Consider the following 25,717-nt stretch of genomic DNA (forward strand, 5'->3'; position numbering starts at 1 on the left):
GGATTAGAGGCCTGCCGGGCGCAGCACACGCCCATGGGTGATATCAAACAAATGAGCATGGTCCAGCGCCAGTTGCAGCCCGATGCGCTCGCCCGGTTGTGACGCCCAGCCAGGGGAAGAAGGGAAGCGCGCCACAAAATGGCGGCCTGCCACATCGCAATGCACGATCTCTTCATTGCCCATATGTTCGACCGTCTGCACCGTCGCCGGTAACGCCCCCGGCGCATCCGCCGTGGTGATCAGCACATGCTCCGGGCGGATACCGAGGCAGATTTGCGCTTCACTGTAGCCGTTCAGACGCGCCGCCACGCTGGCAGGCAGCACCAGCTTGCCGGCATCGTCAAATGACAAGGCAGGTTGGCCGTTATTCGTGGTAATAGTTACATCATGCAGGTTCATAGCCGGACTGCCGATAAACGCGGCCACGAATTTGTTTGCTGGCTGATGATAGAGGGTCACCGGCTTGTCCACCTGTTGAATCACGCCACGATCCAGCACGCAGATGCGATCGCCCATGGTCATAGCTTCCACCTGATCGTGGGTGACATAAATCATGGTTGAAGGTAAGCCTTCCGCTTTGAGTTGCTGATGCAGATTGATCAGTTGCAGGCGCATCGAGACACGCAATTTCGCATCGAGATTGGATAGCGGTTCATCAAACAAAAACACGCGTGGACGACGCACAATCGCGCGGCCCAGCGCCACACGCTGGCACTGACCACCTGAAAGCTGACCCGGCTTGCGCTCCAGTAAGTGGCTGATTTCCAGGTTCTCTGCCGCTTCGCGTACCCGGCGGTCAATCTCCTCGCGTGGCATTTTGCCGCTCAGGCTAAACGCCATATTTTTATATACCGTCATATGTGGGTACAACGCGTAGTTCTGGAACACCATTGCCACTTCCCGATCTTTAGGTAGTACCTGATTGACGCACCGATTTTGAATCATGATTTCACCTGCACTGATGCTTTCCAGCCCGGCAATCATGCGCAGCAAGGTTGATTTTGCGCAGCCGGATGGCCCGACAAACACCATGAATTCACCTTCCTGAATCGAAAGCTCAATACCGTGCAGCGCCTGGAAGCCGTTGGGATAAATTTTCTTCACATCATGTAGTTGAATGCCAGACATAGCTGCTTCCTCATGTTGGGGGGCAATTACCCTTTAACTCCGGCGCTGGCGATTCCCTGGATGAAATAGCGCTGGAAAAAGATGAATAAAATCAGCATCGGCAGCACCGCCATCAGCGCGCCAGCCATTAGCATTGGATAGGGCACGCCTGCCCGACTGGCGAGTGACGCCAGTCCCACCGGCAGGGTTAACTTATCGACGCTGGTATTAACGATTAATGGCCACATCAGGTTATTCCAGGCCCACAGGCCATTAATAATGATGCAGGCAATCAATCCCGGACGAATCAGCGGCAGCAGAATGCGCCAGAAAATCGCGAAATGGTTGTAGCCATCAAGCAATGCGGCTTCTTCCAGCTCGCGCGGCACGCCAAGGAAGAACTGTCTCAACAGAAAGGTGGCGTAAATACTGAAGATGCCGGGCAGGATCAGACCACTCAGGGTGTTTACCAGACCGAGTTTCTGCACGATAAGAAACTGCGGAATCAGGAAGGCCTGGGCGGGCACCATCAGAATCGAGACGCACAACATGAACACCGTGTCGCGACCACGAAATGTCAGGCGCGAGAAGCCATAGGCGGCCATTGCCGCAATCAACATTTGCAGTGTGACGGTGAAAAAGGTGTAAAGAAACGAGTTGATATAAAAGGTGGTGAAGGGGATCTCAGTCAGAATACGGTGATAAGCCTGTAACGAAGGATGCTGAGGCAGAATCGCCAGCGGAATCTGGATGCTTTCCGGCTGGGTTTTCAGTGAGGTCAGCAACATCCAGATAAACGGCACCAGCGAGATAAGGCTTGCCAGCGTCATCAACGCGTATACCGTCAGACGGCGGATTTTTTCCTGATGCTGACGACGAAACCACGCCAGTTCTTCTGATTGGGGGAATGTGCTCATGGCGGATTTCCTCAGGTAACCTTGATTTTTTTACCAATAAACATCTGCACCAGGCTGATCACCAGGGTCACGAAAAACAGCATCACAGCGATAGCAGAGGCATAACCTTTTTCCTGTAAATAAAAGGCGTATTTATAGAACAGGAACGTCACCGTCATGGCATCACTTTCAATCATCGAACGGTCGAACATTAAAAAGATAACGTCGAATATTTGTATCACTTCAATGAAACTCATGATCGACACGAAAAATAATGTCGGCAACATCAGCGGTAACGTAATAAAGAAGAAGCGGCGCAGGGTGCCAATGCCATCAATATCGGCGGCTTCATACACCTGACGGGGAATATTTTGTAATCCGGCCAGCAGGATAATGATTTTTAACGCCAGCGATGACCAGATGATAATGATGGAAACGCTGAGGTGCACCACTTTGGGATCGGAGAGCCAGTCAACCTGCGAAATACCAATAAATCCCAGCATATGGTTAACCAGACCGAAATCACCGTTAAACAGCCATTGCCACACCATCGCCACCGCTGCGGGCATGGTGATAGCAGGGAGAAAAAGCAGGGTGCGGAACAGCGTCTTACCGCGAATCGGCTGGTTCAGACCGATTGCCAGCAGCAGCGAAAGGGCAAGGCTGACCGGCACGCACACCACCACATAGAACAGGGTATTGAGCGTAGCGGTATAAAAATCATCATCCGTGAACAGGTCACGATAATTATCCAGACTGACCTCGGTCCAGTTCATAAACTGATTGAGATCGGTAAAGCTATAAAAAAATGTCTGGAGAAAAGGAATGAAATAAAATACCAGTAAGCCGATAACCAGCGGAGCGATCATTATCCAGCCCCAGAAACGCTCGGCTCGTTCCAGACTACTGACATTTTTTACCGTTTTCACGCGCGGGATAACGGTAGCAGGGGAGATATTTTCCATCTTTATCGGCTCCGAAGTGGCGCAATTTATCGCGCGGGAACGGATAGCAGCGCGATCAATCGCGCTGCTACAAAATTATTTTTCCATCACACGGCTGATTTTCTTCACCGACTTATCCATTTCTTCTTTGGCATCTGCGCCCATAAAGATTTTCTTCAGGCTGCTGATCCACATATTTTGCCACTTCGGTGTATTGGTCCCGGCGGTGGGGTAAGCGGTGGCGTGATCCAGTGCAGTCAGATAGGCGGTGACGTCAACCTGCTTCACATTGGCAGCCCAGGCTGGCATCGCCTGTTTGTTGGCCGGAATGACCGCAGCTGCCAACTCCTCCTGCGATGATTTCTGCGCCATAAAGGAGACATAACGCCAGGCAGCATCTTTATGTTTACCATTGGCGTACAAGGCAAAGCCCAGACTGTGTGCCACACCGGCTTCTTTATCGATGCGCGGCATTTCAATCACGCCAATATGATCGTTAATTTGTGGGTTGCTGGCGAAGGGTGCCGCCTGCCAGGAACCGGCGTACACCATCGCGGCTCGATTCGAGGTAAACACCGAGTCGGTTTTCAGTTCACTCATCTGATTGGCGGTCGGCAGCAGGCCACCTTTCATCATTTGCTGCAATTGCTGATACACCCAGATCGCGTTATCGCTGGCGATATCGGTCGGCTGGCCGTTGGTTGGTACGATATGCACACCTTTCTGATACAGCAGGTTCAGGTAGCTTTCCTGGCCGTCATTGCTGAGATCCATATACAGCGGGAAGGCGTCGCCTTTCAGTTTCGTTTTCAGCGCGGTGGCGGTGGTTTTCAGGTCATCCCAGGTCCAGCCTTTTTTCGGATAGCTGACACCAGCCTGATCAAACAGTTTTTTGTTGTACCAGACGGCAATCGCATCCACATCACGCGGGATAGCCAGCTGGTTGCCATCAAACTGGTAGGCTTTCACTGAACTGGCGACGATGTTGTTCAGATCGACCGATTTATCGTTCAGGTAGCCATTCAGCGGGGCCAGCACATGGTTCTGCGCATACTGGATAAAGTAGGGCATATTCACCCAAAAGATATCCGGTGCCACACCACCGGCGACGGCAGAATCCAGTTTGACGAAATACTGTGAAGCCGGTACCACTTCTATATCAATATTGATATCCGGGTTAGCCTTTTCGAATGACTGAGCAATTTTTTGCTCAGCAGGAAGTTGATTTCGATCCCAAATAGCGTAACGCAACGTTATTTTATCGGCTGCCTGGCTGAGTGCAGGAATTAAAAGTGCGACAGCTAATGTGATTCCGGAAATTACTGGCCTGATATGAGACTTATTGTTTTTTGCAGACAGCATGACACAACCCTCATCAATAAAAAGTATTTCGCTGGAAAGACCCGGTGTTGGTGAATGATTTTGTAAACCATCCGTAATCTGGCTGTCAACAACGAAAAAGTGTAAGTGTGAGTGGCGATTTTCCTTTCGATCTTTCGGAATCGAAAGGTTTTCGACAGGGTTTTACGCATCATTTCGTAACACAAGCAGTGAAACGAAAGAATGGAAAGGCGGTAATGATCTAATTAGCAAGGCTTTTTTCTGCACGGATTGGCAGAGTTCATATGACATTAATAACGCTAATTAAAACTTAAGTCCTGACATTATTTCTGCCCGGCTTTCAGTGTTTGCAGGAAAATATTATGATTTGCGAGCTGCGTCATCTTATTTTCTTATTACCTTTTTTTTCTATTTTTTCTTTTCAGTATGCGTGCTATTAAATTGCCCAACTTCTGACGCTATAAGGGATGAACCATGACGTTACATCTGCGGCTGACTTCGTCGCTGGAAAAAATGTTCCACCAAAAAACAATTACCGATGTAAAGCAACTGACGGTAGCCAGTATTCTTTCCAATGAAACATTTTCCTTTCAGGCGCAATATTTTCTGCCCTCGCAGGAACGTAAAACCCGCCGCACTTTGTCCTGGTCAGTGGAGAGTGAGTTGCTACCATGGTTGCAGCTGTATCAGGTCACCTCAGTGCCGGGCCATCTGCCTTGTTACAACACCGTGGATGAACATTATCTGACCACCGAACCGGGCCTGTTTCCGGACCTGCTGATGCCGCTGACTACGCCTGCGCTGCAAATTACTTGCAACTATCAGGGGGCACTGTGGCTCTGCCTGACACCTCCGGCCACCGGTTTGCCGCCGGGACAGCACAATATTACCCTGTGCTTGCAGGATAAAGAGGACAGCAGCCTGGTAAGCGAAAGCGCACTGACGCTGACGGTGTTACCTGATGCGCTGCCAGAGCAGCAGCTTTACCATACCGAATGGATTCATACCGATTGCCTGGCGAATTACTATCAACTGCCGGTATTCAGTGAGGAGTACTGGCAGGCAGTGCGAAACTTTGTACAAAGCGCAGTGGCGCATGGCGTCAATATGATGCTGACCCCGCTGTTTACGCCGCCGCTCGATACCGCACCGGGCACGGTGCGCACAGAGGTGCAGCTGGTTGATGTGGCGGATGATGGGCAAGGGGGTTACCGCTTTGGTTTTGAACGCCTGGCGCGCTGGGTGTCTTTATGCCGGGAAGAGGGGATACGTGACTTTGAGATCGCCCACTTTTTCACCCAATGGGGAGCAGCTCATGCGCCGCATGTGGCGGTGCAATTGCCGGACGGTAGCCAGGAAGCGCGTTTTGGCTGGCATACCGATGCGTTTGGCGAACAGTGGCGTCACTTTCTCACTGCCTTCCTGCCGCAGTTGACCGCCTGGTTTACTCAGCAGGGATTGCAGGATCGTGTGTGGTTCCATATTTCCGATGAGCCGACCGATCAGCATCTGGAAAACTATCGTAAAGCCAGCGACCTGCTGCGCCCGTTAATCTCCGGCTATCGCACGCTGGATGCCTTGTCCGATTACGATTTCTATCGACTCGGCCTGGTGGAGAAACCCGTTACCGCCTCTGATCATCTGGAACCTTTTCTGGAGAATCAGGTGCCCGGCCAATGGACCTACTATTGCTGCGCCCAGTATCAGGACGTTGCCAACCGTTTTATGGCGCAGCCGTCGGTGCGCAACCGTATCCTTGGGGTGCAGCTGTGGTTGTATCGCATTGAAGGTTTTTTACATTGGGGTTTTAACTTCTATAACAGCGAGCTGTCACGCGAAGCGATTGATCCCTTCGCGGTCACCGATGGCTTGCAGGCGTTTCCGGCAGGCGATCCTTTCCTGGTCTATCCTGGTAAAGACTTCACGCCTTTACCCTCGATTCGTCTGAAGGTGCTGCTGGAAGCGTTACAGGATCTGCGGGCGTTACAATTACTGGAAAGGTTGCAGGGACGTGCAGCGGTAGAAGCTTTAGTGGATGAGATGATGGGAATGCGCATCACCTTTAAGGTCTGGCCTGCTGATGCGGAGAAATTGCTGCGGCTGCGCCACGAGGTCAACCGGCGCATTGCCAGCAACAAGGCATAACCTTGCGGTTTAATGAACCGGTCGGTTTTGTTATGCTGCCCGTTCAGCCGCAAAGAGGATGTTATGCGCACACTTACCGATGAAAAAAGACAGGCCATTATGACCGCCGCCTCTGCCGTGTTTCAGGAACACGGCTACGAGCGGGCCTCAATGAATGAAGTTGCCCGCCGTGCCGGCGGTTCTAAGGCCACGTTATACAACTATTTTCCTTCCAAAGAAGCCCTGTTTGAGGCGGTAGTCAGAACTTACAGCACCCATTATCTGACCGAAGCCGCCGGGGATATTTTCAACGACGATGGCAGCGAACTCAGCCTGGAAAACAAACTCCACCGTTTTGGTAAAGGTATGCTGAGCGTGCTGATGAGCGACAGCCAGGCACTGCAACTTTATCGCGTGGTGGTCGGTGAAGCCGGTCATTCGGATATCGGCGCGTTGTTTTATGAATCCGGCGTGCGGGAAAGTATGGAAATGCTCTCCAGCCTGATGAAAAGCCATATGGAGCAGGGCGATCTGGCGGAAACTTGCCCGATGCTGCGCGCGCGCCAGTTTTCCGCGTTGCTGAAAGCCGAAGTGGATGAATTGCTGCTGAAAAAAGAGATGGGTACTTTTTCTGAAAGCCGCGTCACCGAGATGGTGGCAGCGGCAGTGAACCTGTTTCTGGTCGGTGCCTGCCGCCGCACGTAACGCTTGAAAGCTGCACGGACGGGTAGCGGTGCGATTTATCGCACCGCTACATCAATCGAGCTGTTACTGTAATTTTTTCAGCAGTTCCTCCGCGCCCTTATCAATGCCGGTTTCTGCGGCGCTGAGCGAGCCGAAGGTGGCACCGATATTCATCGCGTTAGGGTATTGTTCTGCGACATAGGCCAGCAGCAGTTCACCGGTTTCGGCATCATGAATTTCAACCGCATAGTTCACGTAGCCGCTGAGCATGCCGCGCCCGCCGCGGATCGACTGGACAATATTATAGGGTCCGCCGGCAAGGTCGAATTTGGTGACTGTCCCGGCAAACTGCGTAGTGGTATCGGCACCGGTCAGCGTCAGTTTAAGACGCAGAGTATTCGGGGAAGGGGACGTGGCGCTCTGAAAGCGCGTGGTTAACTCCTGACCAAACTTCTGTTGCATATAATCGGCGAGATGGCGGCGATCGGCTTGATCCATATCGTTAAACTGGCCGTCACTGCCCTGATAAATGCTGACCGGTTCAATGATGACCTTGCCATATTTCTTCCAGTCCACTGGCGCGCTGTAGCGAAAGGGGATTCTGTCGCTGTCATCCCCGGCGTTGGCGCTCAGCCGGGAAGATGACTCCAGCCCGGTGTATTTTACCGGCGCGGTACTGGAGCATCCGGTCACGCCCGCCATCAGGACCAGCCCCGTCAATCCCGCACAAATTCCCTTCAATGATTTCCCCACTGTCCGATCCTCTTAAAAAGTAAAAATGTGTATAAAAACGCTATAATTAAACTGTACGGTATAGTTATCTTGTTTTATGCTGTTTCTGTCAAGCAGATATTGCGGCAGGTTTTTGGGGGGACGGGGGATGCACAGAACGATCATCAGTGGTGAAAATGGCATATGCCGCAACGAGGCAGATTTATTACTGGCCGGAAACATGGCGCTTCCTTTGCGCTACGCCAGCTTGCCGTTAGGTAAAAGATTGAATCGATTAGGGCTGAGACTGGCACTGGCATCGCGTTGCCCGCCAGAAGTGGAAGAACAGGTGATGTGGGTCGTCAATGGCGCGATGCTAAAGGGTGAACTGCGCTACCGCAGGCCAGAAATCATGGTCACGACGTTTTTGCAGCTGCTTTATGAGTACCAGGTTAGCCGGGCGATGCCGTTACGTGCCGCCGTGCGCGCCGCCGTGAAACGGTTTATGGCGGAAAATAGGGGGTTGCCGGTGTTGTAACGGTGCGATTTTTCGCACCGTTACCATGGCCCTGGCGTTGGCTGTTATCTTACTGGAAAGTCACGGTTTTTTTTGGTTTTTGGTCAACCGATAAAGAGAAAACATCCGGGCGGGCATAATGTCCAACCACATCAAAGTCATAGCGGGCGCGAATCAGTTCATCGGTATCAATCTGTGCACACAGCAACCCTTCGCTGCCGCGTAACGGGCCAGCCAGCACATCACCCAATGGACCGATAATGACGCTGCCACCCTGAATCAACGGACGCTGACTGTCCCAGCCGGGAATTTCAATGCCGAGCTCTGCCGGTGACGGTTGGATCTGGCAGGCACTGAGGACAAAGCAGCGTCCCTCATGGGCGATATGCCGCATTGATGCCTGCCACACATCGCGCTCATCCACCGTTGGCGCGCACCAGATTTGTACGCCTTTGGCGTACATGGCGGTACGCAGCAGCGGCATATGATTTTCCCAGCAAATCGCGGCACCGATGCGCCCGGCTTGCGTGTCCAGCACCGGCAGGGTGGAACCGTCGCCCTGACCCCAGATCAAACGTTCGGTGCCGGTTGGCATCAGTTTGCGATGTTTCGCCGCCAGTCCGATTTCGGGTTCGAAAAATAACGCGCTGCAATATAAGGTGCTGCCTTCGCGTTCAATCACGCCAATCACTAACGCCGCCTGGGTTCTGCGTGCCAGATCCGCCAGCGCCTCGGTTTCTTTGTCCGGCACATCAATGGCGTTGGCAAAGTATTCTGCCCAGGTTTCCCGTCCCTCTGGCAGACGATAACCCAGCTGAGTACCGAAGGTTTCCCCTTTGGGATAGCCGCCGAGCAGGGCTTCAGGCATCACCACCAGACGGGCGCCGCTGGCCATGATCTGCTCTTCATAAGACAGAATCTTTTCTAAGGTTTGTGCTTTGCCTGCAGGGGCGGAACCCATTTGCAGCACTGCCACAGTTGAGGAGGCCATGGTTAATTACCTGTTGCCGAAGATATGAACCACTGATACTCCCCGCTATAGTGATATGAATCAATCGCCTTAGCCGTATATCTGATATGAACAATATAAATATCGAAGCGCTCGATCTGAATCTCTTCAAAGTGTTTGAAGCCCTGTACGAAGAAGGCAGCGCCAGCAGGGCGGCTTTACGGCTGGGGATTACCCAGTCAGCGGTGAGTGCTGCGCTGGGCAGATTGCGCAAAATTTATGGTGACCATCTGTTTGATCGCACCGGGCGAGGTCTGCGACCGAGTCGTCGCGCCGAGGAGTTAAAACCGATTGTCAGTGAAGCGCTGGATCGCTGTCGCCAGAGTCTTTCACTGGTGCAGCTGGATCAGGCCGCGTTCGATGGCCGCAGTGTGGTGCTGGGCTGGTCTGATGATTATGAAATCGCGCTGGCGCGCAAACTGATTAATCGCGTGGCGCAGGAATACCCGGGACTGCGGCTGATATTCCGGCAAATTCACAGCCGGATTGCCGCCGGGATGCTGATGAACCGCATGGTCGATTTGGCGGTCACCTCAGGGAGCGGCCACTCAGCGGCGCTGAGTAAAGAGTTAGTGGGGGTGAATGACTACGCCTGCGTAGTGGATTTTGTGCCGACCACGCCGGAACTGACTATCGATGACTACAACACGCTGCAACATATTCTGATTTCATCAGGGGGCATGGTGGGGATTGTCGACGAAGCATTGGCTGAACTGGGACTGAAACGCACGGTTGAAGCCGCCGCGACACACTTTTCCGCCGTGCCCTGGTTGATTAAAGGTTCACGGTCAATTGTGACGCTGCCCAGCCACGCCGCCCGCGCGATGGCAGAGATGTTCGATTTACACCTGTTGTGTTGCCCGATTGAATTACCAGAATATTCGGTAGAACTGGCCTGGCGAGCCGACAGTCTCAGGGACCCGGCAGTCGCCGGGGTGAGGAATATTTTGCGTGAGTTGTTGAAAGTGATGTGCAAGCCGTAACGTTAAAAACGTCGTGACGGGCTAAACGCCTCCATCGCAATGCTGCTGCGCTCGCCGTGCATCATTTCGGCCAGCAACATTCCGGTGGCCGGGCCGAGGGTAAATCCCTGATGACCATGACCAAACGCGCACCACATGCCCGGCTGACCGGGGACCGCTCCGATCACCGGTTTCATATCCGGCATACAGGGACGGGCACCTTTCCAGGGCTCGGCTTCCACCGCTGCGCCCAGCGGCACCAGCTGGCGCGCGACCTGTTCCACCGCCTTAAGCTGAACAGGAGTGGCAGGTGCATCAATATCGGCCAGTTCCGCCCCGGTGGTGATGCGTAAACCGCGCGCCATCGGAGCAATCAGGTAGCCCCGTTCTTCATCCAGCATCCAGTGACGCGGCGTAGCGCCTGGCACCGGCTGGAAATGCTGATGGTAGCCACGTTTCACAAACAACGGCGGACGATAGCCAAAATCACCGGTCAGCTGCGAACTCCAGGGACCGAGCGCCACCACCACCTGATGTGCCTGCACCCATTCGTCGTTCCGGGTTTGCACCTGCCAGCCACCGTCCGCCGTCGGGCGCAGCGTCTGGGCGTTGCCCTGATACCAGGCGGCTCCGCGAGCCAGCAACAATGCCGCATAGGCTTTCACCAGCTCGCCGGGATCACGCACCGTCAGTGGGTCACTCCAGTAAACCGCACCGCTCAGCTGCGCGCGTAACGCCGGTTCAGTAGCCTGTAACTGGGCCGCGTCCAGCTTGCGATGATTCACTCCCATCGCCAGCAGTTTGTCGGCATCGGCAAAGGCTGCATCGCGTTGTTTATCGCTGCGAAACAGCATCAACCAGCCACGTTCACCGAGTAAATGGCGGGCATTCGCCGCATCCAGCAGCGCCTCATGGGTATCAATCGACAGGGCGATCAACGAAGCATAGGCCGCTGCAATCGGCGCATAAGCCTGCGGTGCCGAATTGGCGTAGTAGCGCAGCAGCGGCGAGGCAAGGGAAGGTAGCGCGCGCGGGTGATAACGTACATCCAGCCGACGGTTACCCGCCACGCTCAGCAGCGTACTGAGCTCACGCGGAAAGGCGTAAGGATTGACCGCCTCGCGCTGGATAATACCCGCATTGCCATACGAGGTTTCTTCGCCAGGGGCGCGGCGGTCCAGCAGCGCGACATCGTAACCACGCTGCTGCAGATGCAGGGCGCAGCTCACCCCAACCATCCCGGCTCCCAGCACTAACACATCATGCGCCATCGCTTTACTCCGCAGTGGGTTTTTGCGCGACCACGGTGATCTCCAGCAACGCCTCCTGCAACACCAGGCCCGCCAGCACCGTGGTTCTCACCGGCAAAGGATCGCTGAACCATTTGGCATACGCCTGATTAAACGGGGCGAACAAATCGGCGTCGGTGAGATACACGGTACAGGAGAAAATATCTGCCAGGGTGCAACCCTGTTCTGCCAGCGTGGCCTGAATGGTCTGCATCACGCGTTCGGTCTGACGGCTGACTTCTGCCGCCAGCGTGCCATCTTCTTCAAATCCAATCACACCCGAGAGCCATACCTGATCACCGACCAGACGCACTTTGGAAAAAGGTAAATTCATGTTGTCCTCGTTCGTTTACTGACCTAAAGGGAGATAAAAATCCGCCATGCTGGCGATGGGCGGTGCCTGGCGCAGCTCGGCAATGTCCGGCTGCGGGCGTGCCAGTTGCGGATGCTGGCTAAATTTCTGTTCCAGCGCTTTTGCCACCCGCAGCACGCCAATGTCGTCACCACGCTTGCCGATGATCTGCAAACCAAACGGCATGCCCTGCGCATCCCGCCCCAGGGGTAAGGAAAGGGAGGGCAGCCCGGCCAGCGAGGTAACATACGCCAGCGCCAGCCAGTGATAATAGGTACGTGTCGGCTGGCCGTTGATTTCACGTGGATAAAGTTCGGTCCACGGACGTGGGCTGATGGTGACCGCCGGTGACACCATATAATCATAGTCGTGAAAAAACGCTTCCCAGCGCCGATACAGCTGGGTTTGTAAATCCAGTCCGCGTGCAATATCCAGTGCGCTGTAGCGCAAGCCTTCTTCAATATTCATGCGCACGTTTTCACCGACTGACTGCGGATGCTGCTGATACAGTTCACGCGTCGCGGTGAGGAACAACAGCGATCGCAGGGTTTCGAAGGCTTCATTCGCCCCCTGACAATCCGGCGTCGCCTGTTCAGCGCTGGCGAACAGCGGGGCGATATGCTGCATTTTGCCGTGAAAGCAATCCACCACACCTTGCTCGGTCGGGGCGAAGCCGAAGTCGTGGCTCCACGCCAGGCGTTGCGAGGAGAGGTCCATCGCTGCCAGCGGGAAGAACTCCTGCGGCTGGCGCAACTGGCGTCCCGGCACCACATGTGACAGCGGATCACGCGCATCTTCTCCCTGAATCACGCTGAACATTAAGGCGGCGTCATCCACCGTGCGTCCCATCGGACCCAGAGTGGAAATTTGCAACCACGCGCAGCCGCGTTTTTCTGCCGGGATAAGACCCGCCGTCGGGCGGAAACCGACCACGCCGTTAAAGGCCGCCGGATTACGCAGCGAACCGCCGGTATCGGAACCGGTCGCCAGCGACACCATGCCGCAGGCCAGTGCCGCCGCAGATCCGCCAGAGGATCCTGCGGCGGAACGGCTGGGATCAAACGGGTTACCGGTGGTGCCATACACCGCGTTGCGGGAATTCCCCCCGGCACCCCATTCCGGTACGTTGGTTTTGCCGACAACGTTCGCGCCCGCTGCGCGCAACACCGCCACCAGCCGCTCATCCTGCTGTGGCACGTTGTTGCGTTTTGCCACGCTGCCGTAGGTGGTCGGCAAGCCGGCGGCGTCGATCATATCCTTCACGCCGAGCGGTAAACCGTGTAACGGGCCGAGTGGTTCGCCGCGCAGCACCGCATTATCCTGCTGTTTGGCGACGGCGCGCGCCGCAGCAAAATCGCAGGCCACCAGCGCATTCACCGCCGGATTAACCTGTTCAATCCGGTTGATGCAGCTTTCCAGCAGCTCACTCGGGGCGATACTCTTTTCGCCAATCAGACGACGGGCTTCAGTCGCGGGGAGATCGCATAACGTATCCATCGCATCATCCTTCTTTGGTTAATGATTTCAGCGGGGGCACCGCCGCTGTGCCGGTTTTTTCCGTGCGGATGGTCAGGCTCATCAGGGTTGAGAACGCGGCGGCCCCCATCAGGAACAGGAACGCGGAGCCAAAGCTGAAGTGTTGCACCATCAGACCAATCGCCAGCGGGGCAATAAAGCCCGCCGCCTGACCACCAAAGTTGATCACACCAATACCGGAACCCACCATACGCGGCGCGAGGATTTTGGTCGGCAGTGCCACGGCCACCGCCAGCACAAACGATTTAAAGAAATAGGTGAATGCCTGCGCCACAATCACGCCGGTCAGCGTTTCTGCGCGGTACATGCAACCGATGGAGATGGCGGTAAACAGGGCGCTGAACAGCAGCATCAGGTTTTCCCGGCCATTAAAGAATTTCACCATTACCCAGCCGCCGATGGCGGTTGCGATCCCGGCCATCAGATAGGGGATCGGCAGCAGCACGCCGACGGCTTTCAGGTCGAGGTGACGCTCGGTCATCAGATAAACCGGCATCCAGGAATCCAGCCCTTTGTTGATTAGGCTCAGGCCAAACCACACCGCCGCGATCTTCCACAGCAGCGGATGTTTCATGACGCTTTTCACGTCCTGCAAATTAATACGTTGCCGCTGTTCGTTGTCACTGGCCGGAGTGTTGCGTACTGTCAGGCTATATATCAGCACAAACACCAATCCCAAAATCCCAATTAGCATAAAGGTGTGACGCCAGTGGAAATGCAGCAGCAGTGGGGCAATTAACAGCGGGGCGAGCATGCTGCCGATATAATTTGATGACACCAGCAGCGAGGTAATTTTAGGTTTCTGTTCCGTGCGGTAATTTTCCGCCGCATTCTTAATGGCTGCCGAGGGGAACGCGCCTTCACCCAGACCGAACAACAGGCGGATAAATAACAATGACGCCAGCGACCATGCCAGGCCGGTAAGCAGGGTGAACAATGACCAAAAACCGATCGCCATAATCACCACTGACTTCGCGCCAAAGCGGTCGGCGAGCCAGCCACCCGGCAACTGCATCAGCCAGAAGCCAAAATAGAACACGCTTAACACCAGGCCGAGTTCGGTGGGGCTGAGGTGCATTTCCGCCGTCAGCGCCGGTGCACCCATGCTCAGCACTACGCGATCAATAAAGGCGATACACCAGGCGATATACAGCAAAATAACCACCCAATGCCGGTAAAACGATGAAGGTTGCATGGCAGTTCCTTATTAGCCGGAGGATTAAATTTCTCAGCAGAAATTCATCCTGCCATGCGCTCAGGGTTATCACCATTTCAACTTTTTCACGTTATCCATAGCAAAACAGCAAAGATCACGTTGTGATAAGGCATTATTATTTCGCGCCGTCATAAACGACGAAAAAGGGACCGATTCAGGTGTTGGGTAATAAGCGAATATTATGATGTGACAGCGGAAATAAACGGCGTGGACTCCATTTCACGAATAAAATGGTCAATAAACGCTGTCACCGCTTTGGGTAAGCTGCGGCCCGCCAGCGTATTCAGTTCGATATTGATGCCGTGCAGATCCTGTCCCACCAGCGGGACGGCGCACAAATTATGTGCACGAATATATTCCCGCACCGTCATTTCGGACGCCACCACCACGCCCTGTTCGTAGCGTACAAAGGCCAGCAACGCACTGATGGAGTTGGTGACAAACACCGGAGAAATGACGATCCCCTGACGGCTACAGCAGGCATCGAACAGGCGGCGCAACATAATTGGCCGTTCCGGCAGCCCGAGAGGATAGCCACTCAGCTGCGAAAGCTGTAAACCGCTGCGCCGGGCAAGCACATGTTCGGGCGGCATCACCGCCACCAGACGGGACTGCAAACGCCAGGCGACATGAATATTCTCCCCGGGAATCTGGCTGAAAGTCAGCCCGAGGTCACTTTCCCCTTCACGCAGCCGACGCACCACCTCTTCGGCATGGGTGACATGCAGGCGAAAATGGATATCGGGATAATGACGACGAAAGGAGGCGATCATCATCGGTAAAAAATCGACACTGAAGCCAGCCGAGCTGTCGATGCGAACTTCGCCTTTCCGCAGCCCGCTCAGTTCAGCCAGTTCATGCACCACCTTTTCACTTTCCAGCTGGGTGCGGATCGCCCAGGCCGCCAGCAACTCCCCGGCGGCGGTGGGGATCATCCCTTCCTTACGCCGTTCGAACAGGGTTTCCCCCAGCCGATCTTCCAGGCCGCTAATCTGACGGCTGATAGCGGAGGCGGCAACATTCAGTTTCTGTGCCGCCAGGCTGAGTGAACCCGAGCGAACCACTTCCAGAAAGTAGCGGACGGCATTTTCCTGCAGGTGGCGTGCTTTCATACTCAGCCTTTTTTACCTTAATGATGAATAATCTGGTCGAGGAAATTTCGTGCGCGCGGTGAGGCCGGGGTGGTGAAAAAGGTTTCCGTCTCGGCGTCTTCGATAATTTCCCCGGCATCCATAAAAATGATGCGGTCAGCAATCTTACGGGCAAAACCCAGTTCGTGCGTGACGCAACACATGGTCATGCCTTCGGCAGCCAGTTCCGCCATCACCGCCAGCACCTCTGCCACCATTTCAGGATCCAGTGCCGAAGTGGGTTCGTCAAATAACATCACTTTGGGATTCATCGCCAGTGCACGGGCGATGGCGACACGTTGCTGCTGGCCGCCCGACAACTGAGCCGGATATTTATGCCCGTGACGTTCCATGCCCACACGTTGCAGCAGTTCCTGCGCTTTATCTAATGCCGCCGCACGCGGGCGTTTCAGGTTACGCATCTGCGGCACAATCAGGTTTTCCAGCACCGTCATATGCGGGAATAATTCAAAGGACTGAAACACCATGCCCACCTGCTGACGCAGGGCGGTAAGATTGGTTTTCTTATCACTGAGCTTCATGCCATCCACATCAATTTCGCCACGCTGAAACGGCTCCAGCGCATTGATGCATTTAATTAAGGTGGATTTCCCGGAACCGGACGGGCCACAAATCACCACCACTTCGCCTTTTTGAATATTCAGCGTGCAGTTTTTCAGCACCGGCAGCTGACCATAATATTTCGACAAATTATTAATGGCGATCATGCGTTTTTCTCCTGCAAAAGAGTAAGCAGACTATTGGCGACGATTTTGGTGGCACGCTGTAAATCATCAAGATGCACACGCTCATCGGCGCGGTGCCCATTGGCCTCGAGGAAGCTGCGTGGTCCGGCACCGTACATAATGGTGGGAATGCCTGCGGCACTGTACAGACGGGCATCGGTATACAACGGCAGCCCGACTAACGGGATCGGTTCCTGCAGGATTTTTTCTGCCTGCTGGCTGAAGATATTAGCCAGGGCGATGCTCGCGGCGGATGAGGTGAACGGGCGCGCCAGCAAAATGCGTTTTACCTTGCAGGTAATGCCGGTCAGCTGTTTTTCTACGCTGGCAATCAACGCGATTAATTCCTGTTCCACCACCTCCGGGTTTTCCTCCGGGATAATGCGACGGTCGAGACGAATCACCATGTTATCGCCCACCACATTGGTATTAATGCCGCCCGACACCAGACCAATCACCAGCGTAGGGGAATCAATGCCCGGAACCTGCGAATGTGTTGCTGCCAGCGAGTCGCGATAGTGATATAGCGCGCTCATGACACGGTTCCCGGCTTCGATGGCATCGTGGCCGCTGGCAGGAAAAGCGGCGTGCGCCGATTTACCCTGCACGTCGATTTCCAGATGCAGACAACCATTATGCGCGGTGACGACAAAGTAACTTAGCGCAGCACAGACCACGTAATCCGGCTTGCTGATGCCATTCTCCAGCAGCCAGCCAGGTCCGGTCGCGCCACCGGTTTCTTCATCGTAAGTAATGTGCAGCTCGATAGTGCCATTTAGCCTTGCTTCACTGTGGATCAGCGCCAGCAGCGCGTAAGCATAAGTGGTGATGTCTGATTTCGACACCGCAGCCCCACGACCATATAACCAGCCATCTTCGATTTCGGCACCGTAAGGGTCTTTGCTCCAGCCGCCACCGGGTGGCACCACATCACCGTGCGCATTGAGCGCTACCGTTGGACCAGGTCCAAAGCGATGACGCACCACCAGGTTGGTCGCACTGCGCATCCCGGCAGCCTGTACCACCTCATCCGGCACAGTGAAGGTTTCGACATCCAGCCCCAGCGCGCGTAACTGCTGCGCCGTGACTAAGGCATGGGGCGTGCAATCACCTGCCGGGTTATCCGACGGGGTTTGCACCAGAATTTTCAGCATCTCAACCTGGTCGGGAAAATGGTGTTCAATCCATGTGGCGACACGTTGTTTACTCATTGACAGCAGTCCTGTGATTATCGAAACGGGAAATATGGTAAGGCGACAGATTGATCTCACTGCTGCCACGAAGAATAAGTTGCGCCAGGCTGCGGGCCACCACCGGCGACAGGGTATAACCATTGGAGGTCACGGCGTTGTAGAAACCGGGGATGCCGGGCACTTCGCCAATAATCGGCGCGCCGTCGATATTGATATTCATCCCGGCCCAGCTACGTACCATATGCAGGCCACTCAGGGCGGGCAGCACTTTATTTGCCACCCACAGATTGCCTTCAATACTTTCGCGCGAGGGCTGATTCATGCGCATCGCCGGGTTAAATTGCGCACTCCAGCCACCGCCGATTAATAAGCTGCCGTGCGCCGTCTGTTTCAGGCTGAGATGGCGGCCCGCGTGTGCAATCAAGTGATCCACCAGCGGCGCGGCACGTTCGGTGACAATCATCTGTAGCGGCGCGCCTTTGACCGGCACGTTGATCCCCACCATTTCACCCACTTTAGCGGCCCAGGCACCGGCAGCATTGATCACTCGCTGCGCCTCAATCACGCCGCGGCTGGTTTGTACCCGGTAGCCACCGTGGGAAAGCCGCTCAATGGCTATCACATCGGTGCCGCGCTGGAAACGTGCACCCTGAGCGCGCGCCAGCTGGTTCACCACATAAGTGGCACGCAGTGGGTTGATCTTGCCTTCCATCGGGCAAAATTCGGCACCAATAAGCTGCGGGGAAAGGTTGGGGGATAATTGCGCTAATTCACGCGCATCCAGCAAGCTGGCTTCGATACCGTAGCGGCGCTCCAGCAACATTTTCTGTTCGAGGAAACGCATCTCCTGTTCGGTTTCCGCCACCATCAGCCCGCCGGTGATCTTGATTTCCAGCGACTCACCGCTGGCGGCTTCCAGTTCCTGCCACAGCCGGACCGAAACCGGCCCCAGCGGCAGCGTTTGCGCCGCCGGACCACCACCTTGTTCGGCTTTGGCACCAAAATCGAACGACAGCAGTTGCACATGCAGGCTACCCGCGTTGGCCCCGGAAGCCTGTAAATTGATATCGTCGCGCTCCACCACCAGCACATCAGCGCCACCCTCGGCCAGGTAATAACCGAGGCAGTTGCCCATCACGCCGCCACCGATCACCAGTACGTCGGTCTTCTGCGGGGGTAAGGGTGTTGATTCCACCGGGCGCGCCAGATTAGGGGTGATGGCGGGTTTATGGCCGCCCCATTCCTGTTTCTCAAAGGTCAACGCGGCGATGGGAACCGGACGCACCGGGAAGCGGGGCGCATAGAATCCGCTGGTTTGCTTTTGGCGTCCGGTCATCTCCGTCACCAGCTGCGCCACCATGCCAGAACAGGTTCGTCCCTGACATAACCCCATGCCAGTGCGCAGATTACGTTTCAGTGCGGCCGGGGTATCCATGCCTGCGCTGATGGCGCTGCGCAAGCTGCCAAGAGTGATGTTTTCACAACGGCAAATCACCGTCTCGTCCGCCAGCGATTGCAGGCTCACCGGTGGAGCCTGATAGACCTGCCACAGCGCCTGTTGAAAATCTTCCGCTTTGGCGAGGCGTGTTTTCAACTGATGGATATCAATGCCCTCAGCCGTTTTGCCGAGCGCCTGGAGCGCACGGATGCCAGCCAGCTGACCGCGCGTCTGGGCAATCTGCGCGCCGCCGAGCCGGGCACCATCACCGATCACATAAACGCCAGCGATGCTGGTTGCGCCGTCTGCATCGGTTTTAATCGTTGGGGTGCTGAACGGGGTGGCAGCAAGTTGCTGTTTGCAGCCCAGCGAGCGAGCCAGATCGGTGGAGGGAATAAAACCATGGCCGAGACAAAGCACATCACACGCAATCTCGCGGCTTGAACCGGGAATGCGCTGCCCGTGCTGATCCACCGCCATAACGGTAATGCGTTCTAACCGATCCTGTCCGTGCGCAGCAACCACTTCATAACCCCAGCGCACCGCCACACGATTTTTTTTCAGCATCGACAGGTAATGACGTCCCTTGAACAACAGCTCGGGTGCAACTTTTGCCATGGTCAGGATCTGCCGCAGCATTTTGATCCCTGGTTTAGCGGCGCGTTCCAGCACCTCAACCACCTTGCCCGCGCTGTCGACCAGCTCGGCGGCAAACTGCAAATTCAATGGACCATTGCCGCTGACGACCACTCGCTCACCGGGAATGACCCGATACGCTTTCGCCAGCGTCTGGCCTGCGCCGGTAGTCATCACGCCGGGCAGGGTCCAGCCAGGAAAAGGCACCGGGCGCTCATAGGCACCGGTGGCGATGATCAGCTGTTGCGGGCGAATCAGCAACGTCTGATCGCGCCAGATCACGCCAATTTCCTGGGCAGAAAAAGCCGCCCAGACCGTGGCCTGTTGCAGAATGTCTACCCCGGCAGCCTGGGTTTCTTTCAGCAGGCTGTCGCCATCACGCCATTGCTGCGGCACTTTGCCATGCAGGGTATGAGAAGGGGCCAGCGGCTTAAAAAACTGACCGCCACTCTGCGGGCGTTCATCGATCACCATGACATTCGCACCCGCTCTGGCGGCGATGCGCGCGGCAGAAAGCCCCGCCGGACCTGCACCCAGCACCAGCAGATCGCACTCGCGTGTTTCTGGGGCAAAATTGTGTGGGGTTGGGGCGAGAGGTTGGGCCGGTGGTTGCGGAGCGCGCTGAGTCTGCACTTGCATACCGTCCTGCACCAGAGTCATGCAGCTGCGTTGCGATCCTTTGCCGTCCACCTGCACCACACACTCGTAGCAGGCCCCCATGCCGCACCATAACCCGCGTTTGTCGCCCTGATCGGTCTCACGGATAGTCACGATGTTTTGCCGCGCGAGTGCAGCCGCAATGGTTTCGCCGGACAGGGCCTGGACGGCTTTGCCATCAAACCAGATGGTCAGAGTTTTGCTGGCAGGAATGATGTTGGGAGATTTGAGTTCCATAACGCTTGTGATCCGACAACGCTTGTGTATACATTATGTATACGGTATACAAACGGTATGCATCAAGCAATTTCTTAAGGAACTCAAAACATGGCGCAGTTTCGCGGTACTTATACGGTGTTAATTACTCCTTTCACCCAGGATGGTTTAGCAATTGACGTGCCAGCTCTGGAAAAATTGGTTGATTGGCAAATTGAACAAGGTATTCATGGGCTTATCCCATTGGGCAGTACCGGTGAATTTTTATCGATGACTCGCGAGGAGCGCCAGCTGGTCACCGAAACGGTGATTCGCACCGCAAGAGGGCGTGTACCGGTGCTGATGGGAACCGGTGCAGAATGGACGCCGGAATGCGTGGAACTGAGTAAAGAAGCCGAAGCGATGGGTGCAGATGGCGTGATGATCATCCCGCCATTTTACAGCTGCCCGAACGAAGACGAATTGTTTGCCCATTACCGTGCGGTGGGCGAAGCGCTTTCCATTCCGATCATGATTTACAACAACCCGGCCACCGCCAACGTCGATTTGCTGCCGAAAACCGTGGCGCGTTTATCGGAAATCGACACCGTCAGCTATATCAAAGAATCCACGCTGGAAGTCACTCGTGTGCGCGACATCATTGAATTGTGCGGCGACCGCATGAATGTGTTCGCCGGCATCCTCGGCTACGAATCCTTCTGGCTCGGTGCCTGCGGCTGGGTGGCGGTGGCGTCTAACCTGTTGCCATCGCAGTGTGCGCAAATGTTTGAAGCCGCAGTGGACCGCCTTGATCGCAATGAAGCCCTGGTGCTGTATCACAAAATCCTGCCGGTAGTGCGTGCGGTTGGCGGACCACATTATGTTGCCGCCAGCAAAGCGGGCCTGTCGATGATGGGGCTGGAGGTGGGCATCCCGCGTGCACCACGTCTGCCGCTTGCCAGCGATTTGCACCAGGTTCTGCGTCATGAATTAGAAAAGCTCGCAGTGCTGAACAGCATTCAGCATTGATACCCGTCCTATTTTGCTTATTCGGAGAATGTAAATGATGACCAAAAAAACGTTGATAGCAGCTGCATGTCTTCTTACGGGTAGCCTGTTTATGCAAGCCAGCTTCGCGGCCTGTACCCCGATTGAGGGTGCAAACCTGGTGACGGCGGGTGAGTTAAAGATGTCCACTAACCCGACCTTACCGCCACTGCAATATGTCGATGGTGAGGGCCAGTTAAAAGGCATGCGCATCGAGCTGGGCGAGGAAATTGCCAAACGTCTTTGCCTGAAACCGGACTATACCCGTATTGAATTTTCCGCGATGGTACCGGGTTTGCAGGGCGGACGCTGGGACATGATCAACACCGGCATTTTCTTCACCCCGGCACGCGCCAAAATCATGTATCTGATCCCCTATGAGAGCCAGGCCATCAGTGTTTCCGTGGCTCCTGCCGACAGCGGCAAAATTGCCAAAGTTGAAGATCTGGCGGGTAAAAGTGTCGGAGTGGAAATCGGCGGTTTTGAAGAAACCACCATCCGTAAGATCAGCAAAGAGCTGGAAGCCAAAGGCCTTAAGCCGGTTGATATCCATACCTTTGATAACTTTACCGTGGCCTTCCAGGCATTACGCGCGCAGCAGGTAAGCGCGGTGATCAGCATCGACGCCGTTGCGGCGGATTATCAGCACAAAGGGATGTTTAAGCAGGTGCTCTCTGGCATCGACCCGACACCGGTTGCTATTGCATTCAAAGACGCACATCTGGCTGATGCCACCGCGAAAGTGCTGAACCAGATGAATGCCGATGGCAGCTTACCGGCGCTGTTTAACAAGTACGGCGCAAAAATGATCACCGGAACCTTTAGTGTTCAGGGTCCCCACTCGTAACTGTAGGAAAGCGAATTATGATTCAGGGCTGGAGCTGGGAAGGGTACTTCCATTATCTCACCAACTATTTCATTTTCATGGGGGCGGTGAATACCGTCCTGTTAACCCTTGCGGGTATGGCTGGCGGGCTGGTATTGGGAATATTACTCGCCTTTGCCAGACTCTCTCCCTGGTCATGGATTAACCAGATTGCCCGCACTTATATCTGGATTTTTCGCGGCACGCCGTTACTGGTGCAGCTAATTATTATCTATACCGGTCTGCCGCAGATTGGCATTCGCTTTAGCGTGATTGAAGCGGTGGTGATGGGGCTGGTATTAAATGAAGCGGCTTACCTGGCGGAAATTATTCGCGGTGGTGTGCAGGCCTTGCCGAAAGGGCAAATTAATGCGGCCAAAGCGTTGGGCTTTAACCAGCTGAATGTGGCGCGTTACGTGATTTTCCCGCAGACCATGCGTCTAATCCTGCCGTCGTTAGGCAACAGCTTTAATGGATTATTAAAAACCACCTCCATCGCTTCGGTCATTTCCATGGAGGAGTTACTGCGTCGTACCCAGATATTGATGCAGGAACAATTTATGGTGTTGGAACTGTTTATGGTGGCCGCCACCTATTATCTGCTCCTCACCACCTTGTGGGACTTTATCCAGCGTAAAATCGAACGTCACTACGCTAAAGCGTATCAAAACACCACGCACAGCAGTGAACCGGTCAAACCCAGCTTTAAGGAAGTTTCCAGCGCTTACACCCGGGAGACGCAACCATGAAATCCTTTGATCTGATTATTAAAAATGCGGACATTGTGACGGCTGCCGATCGTTATCATGGTGATATTGGCATCAGTGAGGGGCGTATTAGCGTCATCGCAGCGGTCCTTGATGAAACGCTGGCGCAGCAGGTGATCGATGCCAAAGGTCGCATGGTCACGCCGGGTGGTGTTGATGCCCATTGTCACCTCGACCAGCCTTCCACTGATGGCTCTGTCGGGGCGGATGACTTTATCAGCGGCACGCGTTCGGCTGCCTGTGGCGGTACCACCACCATTATTCCTTTTGCCATGCAATTCAAAGGGCAAAGCCTGCACGATGCGATCGCCGATTACCATCAGCGTGCTGAAGGGAAAGCCTGCATTGATTACGCGTTTCACGTGATTATTACTGACGCCAGCACCGCAGTGATTGACGAGATTCCGCAGGTTATCCAGCAGGGCTACACGTCATTTAAGATCTATATGACCTATGACGCGTTAAAACTGACCGATCACCATATTCTGAATGTGCTGGAAGCGACGCGTGCAGCCGGGGCGATCTCCATGATTCACGCAGAAAATGATGACTGCATCAGTTGGTTAACTGAGCGGCTGAAAAAGCAGGGAAAAATCGCGCCGCGTTATCATGCGCTGGCCCATTCACCGATTGGCGAGCGTGAAGCCACGCACCGGGCGATTTCTCTGGCGGAACTGGTCGATGTGCCGATTTTGCTGGTCCATGTATCCAGCCGTGCGGCGATTGAGCAGATTTACTGGGCGCGTGGTCAGGGCATCAATATCTTCTCTGAAACCTGTCCGCAATATCTGTTTCTCACCGCCGAGGATTTGGGCATCGATGACAGCTTCCACGGCGCAAAATGCATTTGTAGCCCGCCGCCACGCGATACTGACAGCCAGAATGCAGTATGGAATGCGTTAGCGAACGGCACCTTTACCATTTTTTCCTCAGATCATTGCCCGTTTAACTTCGATGATCCGCAAGGTAAGAAGCTGCATGGCGACAATGCCTCGTTTGATCTGGTGCCTAACGGCATCGCCGGACTGGAAACACGTCTGCCGTTATTGATGAGTGAAGGGGTACTGAAGAAGCGTATTTCCGCCCAGCGTTTTGTCGATTTGACTGCCACGGCACCGGCGAAGCTCTATGGTCTGTATCCGCAAAAAGGCAGCATTGCGGTGGGTTCGGATGCCGATCTGGTGATCTGGGATACCGATATCGATAAAACCATCAACAATCGCGATTTGCACACCAATGCCGATCACACGCCTTATGAAGGTAAACAGGTTCAGGCATGGCCTGCCATCACTCTGTCGCGCGGTGAAAAGGTCTGGGCGGAGGGTGAATATCAGGGAAGGGCGGGGAATGGTGCGTTTCTTACCTGTGCGGTGCCTTTCCCAATAAGCGGATAATCCGGTAAACTCATTAGCCATTTTACTTTTGGACACTGCGTGAAGATGACTGACTATCAGGATCACACCCTTGCTGCGATTATGGCTGCCAAGCCGTTGTATATGAAATCAGCCAGTCTGTCTGAGCAGGTTTATACGTTACTGAAGGAGTTAATCCTCGAACGTAAAATTCCCGGAAGTAGTGAAATGCTGGAATCGCGGCTGGCGGAAGAGTTGCAGGTTTCCCGTACGCCAATGCGTGAGGCACTGGTGAGACTGGCGGGTGAAAACCTGCTGGAACGACGTGGCGCACGTTCCTACACCGTGCGCACCATCGATATCAAAGAGTATCTTGATACCATGGCGCTGCGGGAAGTGCTGGAAGCGGAAGCGGTGGGTAAAGCACTGGATAAAATCAGCGCCGCTACGCTGGATGACCTGCTTAAAGAGCTGCGTGAATTGATTGATGCCGGTGAGGCGCAGGAGCATCTTTTCTGGCGTTTCGATGAAAAGCTGCACAACACCATTGCCGAAGCCAGCGGTAACCTGGTGCTGGCGCAGGTGCTAAAAGGTTTGCGCGTTAACGTACGTTTGTTCCGTTTGCATAGCCCGCTGCATCGCCAGCAGGAAAACCACGCCGAGCATCTTGATTTGCTCAATGCGATGCGTGAAGGCGATCGGGAAAAAAGCCTGGCTTCCATTCGTAAACACATTATTAATCTGCGTAATGATGTGATTTCTTCGCTGTAATCCCTGTTTTACACCCGTAGCGGCGCGATTTATCGCGCGGATTTACCGCCATTTTAAGATAGAAGTCATAACCGTTCGATTATGACTTCTATCCTATTTCCTGTACCAAAAGAAAGTCTTCATCCCCGTGCCTGATAGAGAAAGTCACCAGTCGTTCGGTGTTTAGGATGAATTGCATAAGTTTTTGTCGTTTTTCAAAAGAAATATTCCCTCAACCTGGTAACTTGCTCAT

Annotated in this window: 23 protein-coding genes; 9 read left to right on the forward strand and 14 right to left on the reverse strand. The window is 54.6% G+C overall.

Annotated features, from left to right (window positions below; genetic code table 11):
- Positions 1–3: 3 nt before the first annotated feature.
- The 4 genes from PW844_RS14665 to PW844_RS14680 form a co-directional block, all read right to left on the reverse strand.
- Positions 4–1,128 (reverse strand): ABC transporter ATP-binding protein, encoded by a 1,125-nt coding sequence (locus PW844_RS14665; protein WP_299452970.1) that lies wholly within the window; start codon positions 1,126–1,128, stop codon positions 4–6.
- A 26-nt stretch (positions 1,129–1,154) separates the two neighbouring features.
- Complete coding sequence (locus tag PW844_RS14670; RefSeq protein WP_299453206.1) at positions 1,155–1,937, reverse strand: carbohydrate ABC transporter permease; 783 nt, start codon at positions 1,935–1,937, stop codon at positions 1,155–1,157.
- Between the two features lie 98 nt (positions 1,938–2,035).
- Positions 2,036–2,968, reverse strand: coding sequence for a carbohydrate ABC transporter permease (locus tag PW844_RS14675; protein WP_299452972.1), 933 nt, complete (start codon positions 2,966–2,968; stop codon positions 2,036–2,038).
- Positions 2,969–3,043: 75 nt separating this feature from the next.
- Complete coding sequence (locus PW844_RS14680) at positions 3,044–4,309, reverse strand: sugar ABC transporter substrate-binding protein (RefSeq protein ID WP_299452974.1); 1,266 nt, start codon at positions 4,307–4,309, stop codon at positions 3,044–3,046.
- A gap of 453 nt (positions 4,310–4,762) precedes the next feature.
- Between PW844_RS14680 and PW844_RS14685 the strand changes: the two genes are divergently transcribed.
- Positions 4,763–6,433: a DUF4091 domain-containing protein gene (locus tag PW844_RS14685; protein WP_299452976.1), complete on the forward strand. Its 1,671-nt coding sequence runs from the start codon at positions 4,763–4,765 to the stop codon at positions 6,431–6,433.
- Positions 6,434–6,496: 63 nt separating this feature from the next.
- Positions 6,497–7,117 carry a TetR/AcrR family transcriptional regulator gene (locus tag PW844_RS14690; protein WP_299452978.1) on the forward strand — a complete coding sequence of 207 codons (621 nt, stop codon included), beginning with the start codon at positions 6,497–6,499 and terminating at the stop codon, positions 7,115–7,117.
- A 63-nt stretch (positions 7,118–7,180) separates the two neighbouring features.
- Here the strand turns inward: PW844_RS14690 and PW844_RS14695 are convergent, their stop codons facing one another.
- A complete protein-coding gene (locus PW844_RS14695) occupies positions 7,181–7,798 on the reverse strand; it encodes a DUF3313 domain-containing protein (RefSeq protein WP_299453209.1) in 618 nt (205 codons plus the stop codon).
- Positions 7,799–7,976: 178 nt separating this feature from the next.
- Between PW844_RS14695 and PW844_RS14700 the strand changes: the two genes are divergently transcribed.
- Complete coding sequence (locus tag PW844_RS14700; RefSeq protein ID WP_299452981.1) at positions 7,977–8,345, forward strand: hypothetical protein; 369 nt, start codon at positions 7,977–7,979, stop codon at positions 8,343–8,345.
- A gap of 49 nt (positions 8,346–8,394) precedes the next feature.
- Here PW844_RS14700 and PW844_RS14705 read toward each other — a convergent pair whose 3' ends face one another.
- The gene (locus PW844_RS14705; protein WP_299452983.1) at positions 8,395–9,315 is read right to left on the reverse strand and encodes a carbon-nitrogen hydrolase family protein; all 921 of its coding nucleotides are present in this window, start codon (positions 9,313–9,315) and stop codon (positions 8,395–8,397) included.
- A gap of 86 nt (positions 9,316–9,401) precedes the next feature.
- Here PW844_RS14705 and PW844_RS14710 point away from each other — a divergent pair, with 86 nt between their 5' ends.
- Positions 9,402–10,316 carry a LysR family transcriptional regulator gene (locus PW844_RS14710; RefSeq protein WP_299452985.1) on the forward strand — a complete coding sequence of 305 codons (915 nt, stop codon included), beginning with the start codon at positions 9,402–9,404 and terminating at the stop codon, positions 10,314–10,316.
- Positions 10,317–10,318: 2 nt separating this feature from the next.
- Here PW844_RS14710 and PW844_RS14715 read toward each other — a convergent pair whose 3' ends face one another.
- The 8 genes from PW844_RS14715 to PW844_RS14750 all read right to left on the reverse strand — a co-directional run bounded on the left by PW844_RS14715 (position 10,319) and on the right by PW844_RS14750 (position 20,725).
- Positions 10,319–11,566: an FAD-binding oxidoreductase gene (locus tag PW844_RS14715; protein WP_299452987.1), complete on the reverse strand. Its 1,248-nt coding sequence runs from the start codon at positions 11,564–11,566 to the stop codon at positions 10,319–10,321.
- 4 nt (positions 11,567–11,570) lie between these two features.
- On the reverse strand, positions 11,571–11,918 hold the full coding sequence (locus PW844_RS14720; protein ID WP_084874769.1) for a RidA family protein: 348 nt from the start codon (positions 11,916–11,918) through the stop codon (positions 11,571–11,573).
- A 15-nt stretch (positions 11,919–11,933) separates the two neighbouring features.
- On the reverse strand, positions 11,934–13,433 hold the full coding sequence (locus PW844_RS14725; RefSeq protein WP_299452991.1) for an amidase: 1,500 nt from the start codon (positions 13,431–13,433) through the stop codon (positions 11,934–11,936).
- Between the two features lie 4 nt (positions 13,434–13,437).
- A complete protein-coding gene (locus PW844_RS14730) occupies positions 13,438–14,667 on the reverse strand; it encodes an MFS transporter (RefSeq protein WP_299452995.1) in 1,230 nt (409 codons plus the stop codon).
- 200 nt (positions 14,668–14,867) lie between these two features.
- Positions 14,868–15,800, reverse strand: a complete 933-nt coding sequence (locus PW844_RS14735; protein ID WP_299452998.1) for a LysR family transcriptional regulator — start codon at positions 15,798–15,800, stop codon at positions 14,868–14,870.
- A 17-nt stretch (positions 15,801–15,817) separates the two neighbouring features.
- Positions 15,818–16,546, reverse strand: a complete 729-nt coding sequence (locus PW844_RS14740) for an amino acid ABC transporter ATP-binding protein (protein WP_084874777.1) — start codon at positions 16,544–16,546, stop codon at positions 15,818–15,820.
- Complete coding sequence (locus PW844_RS14745; RefSeq protein WP_299453025.1) at positions 16,543–17,775, reverse strand: M20/M25/M40 family metallo-hydrolase; 1,233 nt, start codon at positions 17,773–17,775, stop codon at positions 16,543–16,545. Before PW844_RS14745 ends, PW844_RS14740 begins: the two co-directional genes overlap by 4 nt.
- Positions 17,768–20,725: an FAD-dependent oxidoreductase gene (locus PW844_RS14750; RefSeq protein ID WP_299453028.1), complete on the reverse strand. Its 2,958-nt coding sequence runs from the start codon at positions 20,723–20,725 to the stop codon at positions 17,768–17,770. The genes PW844_RS14745 and PW844_RS14750 overlap by 8 nt, the downstream gene beginning before the upstream one ends.
- 90 nt (positions 20,726–20,815) lie before the next feature.
- On the opposite strand from PW844_RS14750, the gene PW844_RS14755 reads away from it, so the two are divergent.
- Genes PW844_RS14755 through PW844_RS14775 form a run of 5 tightly spaced genes read left to right on the forward strand, consistent with a single transcriptional unit; the run spans position 20,816 to position 25,485 of the window.
- Positions 20,816–21,712 carry a dihydrodipicolinate synthase family protein gene (locus PW844_RS14755; protein ID WP_299453030.1) on the forward strand — a complete coding sequence of 299 codons (897 nt, stop codon included), beginning with the start codon at positions 20,816–20,818 and terminating at the stop codon, positions 21,710–21,712.
- Between the two features lie 34 nt (positions 21,713–21,746).
- Positions 21,747–22,577 carry an ABC transporter substrate-binding protein gene (locus PW844_RS14760; protein ID WP_217621302.1) on the forward strand — a complete coding sequence of 277 codons (831 nt, stop codon included), beginning with the start codon at positions 21,747–21,749 and terminating at the stop codon, positions 22,575–22,577.
- A gap of 17 nt (positions 22,578–22,594) precedes the next feature.
- The gene (locus PW844_RS14765; protein WP_299453060.1) at positions 22,595–23,344 is read left to right on the forward strand and encodes an amino acid ABC transporter permease; all 750 of its coding nucleotides are present in this window, start codon (positions 22,595–22,597) and stop codon (positions 23,342–23,344) included.
- Positions 23,341–24,756, forward strand: coding sequence for a dihydropyrimidinase (hydA, locus tag PW844_RS14770; protein WP_299453063.1), 1,416 nt, complete (start codon positions 23,341–23,343; stop codon positions 24,754–24,756). The genes PW844_RS14765 and hydA overlap by 4 nt, the downstream gene beginning before the upstream one ends.
- 45 nt (positions 24,757–24,801) lie before the next feature.
- On the forward strand, positions 24,802–25,485 hold the full coding sequence (locus PW844_RS14775) for a GntR family transcriptional regulator (RefSeq protein WP_084874797.1): 684 nt from the start codon (positions 24,802–24,804) through the stop codon (positions 25,483–25,485).
- The last annotated feature ends 232 nt before the right edge of the window (positions 25,486–25,717 follow it).

It is taken from the genome of Pantoea sp. (assembly GCF_028283705.1).
Taxonomy (GTDB): domain Bacteria; phylum Pseudomonadota; class Gammaproteobacteria; order Enterobacterales; family Enterobacteriaceae; genus Pantoea.

Bases quoted from the DNA above. Each gene is read 5' to 3' on its own strand.
- PW844_RS14665 (WP_299452970.1), bottom strand. From the start codon at position 1,128: ATGTCTGGCATTCAACTACATGATGTGAAGAAAATTTATCCCAACGGC.
- PW844_RS14670 (WP_299453206.1), bottom strand. From the start codon at position 1,937: ATGACGCTGGCAAGCCTTATCTCGCTGGTGCCGTTTATCTGGATGTTG.
- PW844_RS14675 (WP_299452972.1), bottom strand. From the start codon at position 2,968: ATGGAAAATATCTCCCCTGCTACCGTTATCCCGCGCGTGAAAACGGTA.
- PW844_RS14680 (WP_299452974.1), bottom strand. From the start codon at position 4,309: ATGCTGTCTGCAAAAAACAATAAGTCTCATATCAGGCCAGTAATTTCC.
- PW844_RS14685 (WP_299452976.1), top strand. From the start codon at position 4,763: ATGACGTTACATCTGCGGCTGACTTCGTCGCTGGAAAAAATGTTCCAC.
- PW844_RS14690 (WP_299452978.1), top strand. From the start codon at position 6,497: ATGCGCACACTTACCGATGAAAAAAGACAGGCCATTATGACCGCCGCC.
- PW844_RS14695 (WP_299453209.1), bottom strand. From the start codon at position 7,798: ATGGCGGGCGTGACCGGATGCTCCAGTACCGCGCCGGTAAAATACACC.
- PW844_RS14700 (WP_299452981.1), top strand. From the start codon at position 7,977: ATGCACAGAACGATCATCAGTGGTGAAAATGGCATATGCCGCAACGAG.
- PW844_RS14705 (WP_299452983.1), bottom strand. From the start codon at position 9,315: ATGGCCTCCTCAACTGTGGCAGTGCTGCAAATGGGTTCCGCCCCTGCA.
- PW844_RS14710 (WP_299452985.1), top strand. From the start codon at position 9,402: ATGAACAATATAAATATCGAAGCGCTCGATCTGAATCTCTTCAAAGTG.
- PW844_RS14715 (WP_299452987.1), bottom strand. From the start codon at position 11,566: ATGGCGCATGATGTGTTAGTGCTGGGAGCCGGGATGGTTGGGGTGAGC.
- PW844_RS14720 (WP_084874769.1), bottom strand. From the start codon at position 11,918: ATGAATTTACCTTTTTCCAAAGTGCGTCTGGTCGGTGATCAGGTATGG.
- PW844_RS14725 (WP_299452991.1), bottom strand. From the start codon at position 13,433: ATGGATACGTTATGCGATCTCCCCGCGACTGAAGCCCGTCGTCTGATT.
- PW844_RS14730 (WP_299452995.1), bottom strand. From the start codon at position 14,667: ATGCAACCTTCATCGTTTTACCGGCATTGGGTGGTTATTTTGCTGTAT.
- PW844_RS14735 (WP_299452998.1), bottom strand. From the start codon at position 15,800: ATGAAAGCACGCCACCTGCAGGAAAATGCCGTCCGCTACTTTCTGGAA.
- PW844_RS14740 (WP_084874777.1), bottom strand. From the start codon at position 16,546: ATGATCGCCATTAATAATTTGTCGAAATATTATGGTCAGCTGCCGGTG.
- PW844_RS14745 (WP_299453025.1), bottom strand. From the start codon at position 17,775: ATGAGTAAACAACGTGTCGCCACATGGATTGAACACCATTTTCCCGAC.
- PW844_RS14750 (WP_299453028.1), bottom strand. From the start codon at position 20,725: ATGGAACTCAAATCTCCCAACATCATTCCTGCCAGCAAAACTCTGACC.
- PW844_RS14755 (WP_299453030.1), top strand. From the start codon at position 20,816: ATGGCGCAGTTTCGCGGTACTTATACGGTGTTAATTACTCCTTTCACC.
- PW844_RS14760 (WP_217621302.1), top strand. From the start codon at position 21,747: ATGATGACCAAAAAAACGTTGATAGCAGCTGCATGTCTTCTTACGGGT.
- PW844_RS14765 (WP_299453060.1), top strand. From the start codon at position 22,595: ATGATTCAGGGCTGGAGCTGGGAAGGGTACTTCCATTATCTCACCAAC.
- hydA (WP_299453063.1), top strand. From the start codon at position 23,341: ATGAAATCCTTTGATCTGATTATTAAAAATGCGGACATTGTGACGGCT.
- PW844_RS14775 (WP_084874797.1), top strand. From the start codon at position 24,802: ATGACTGACTATCAGGATCACACCCTTGCTGCGATTATGGCTGCCAAG.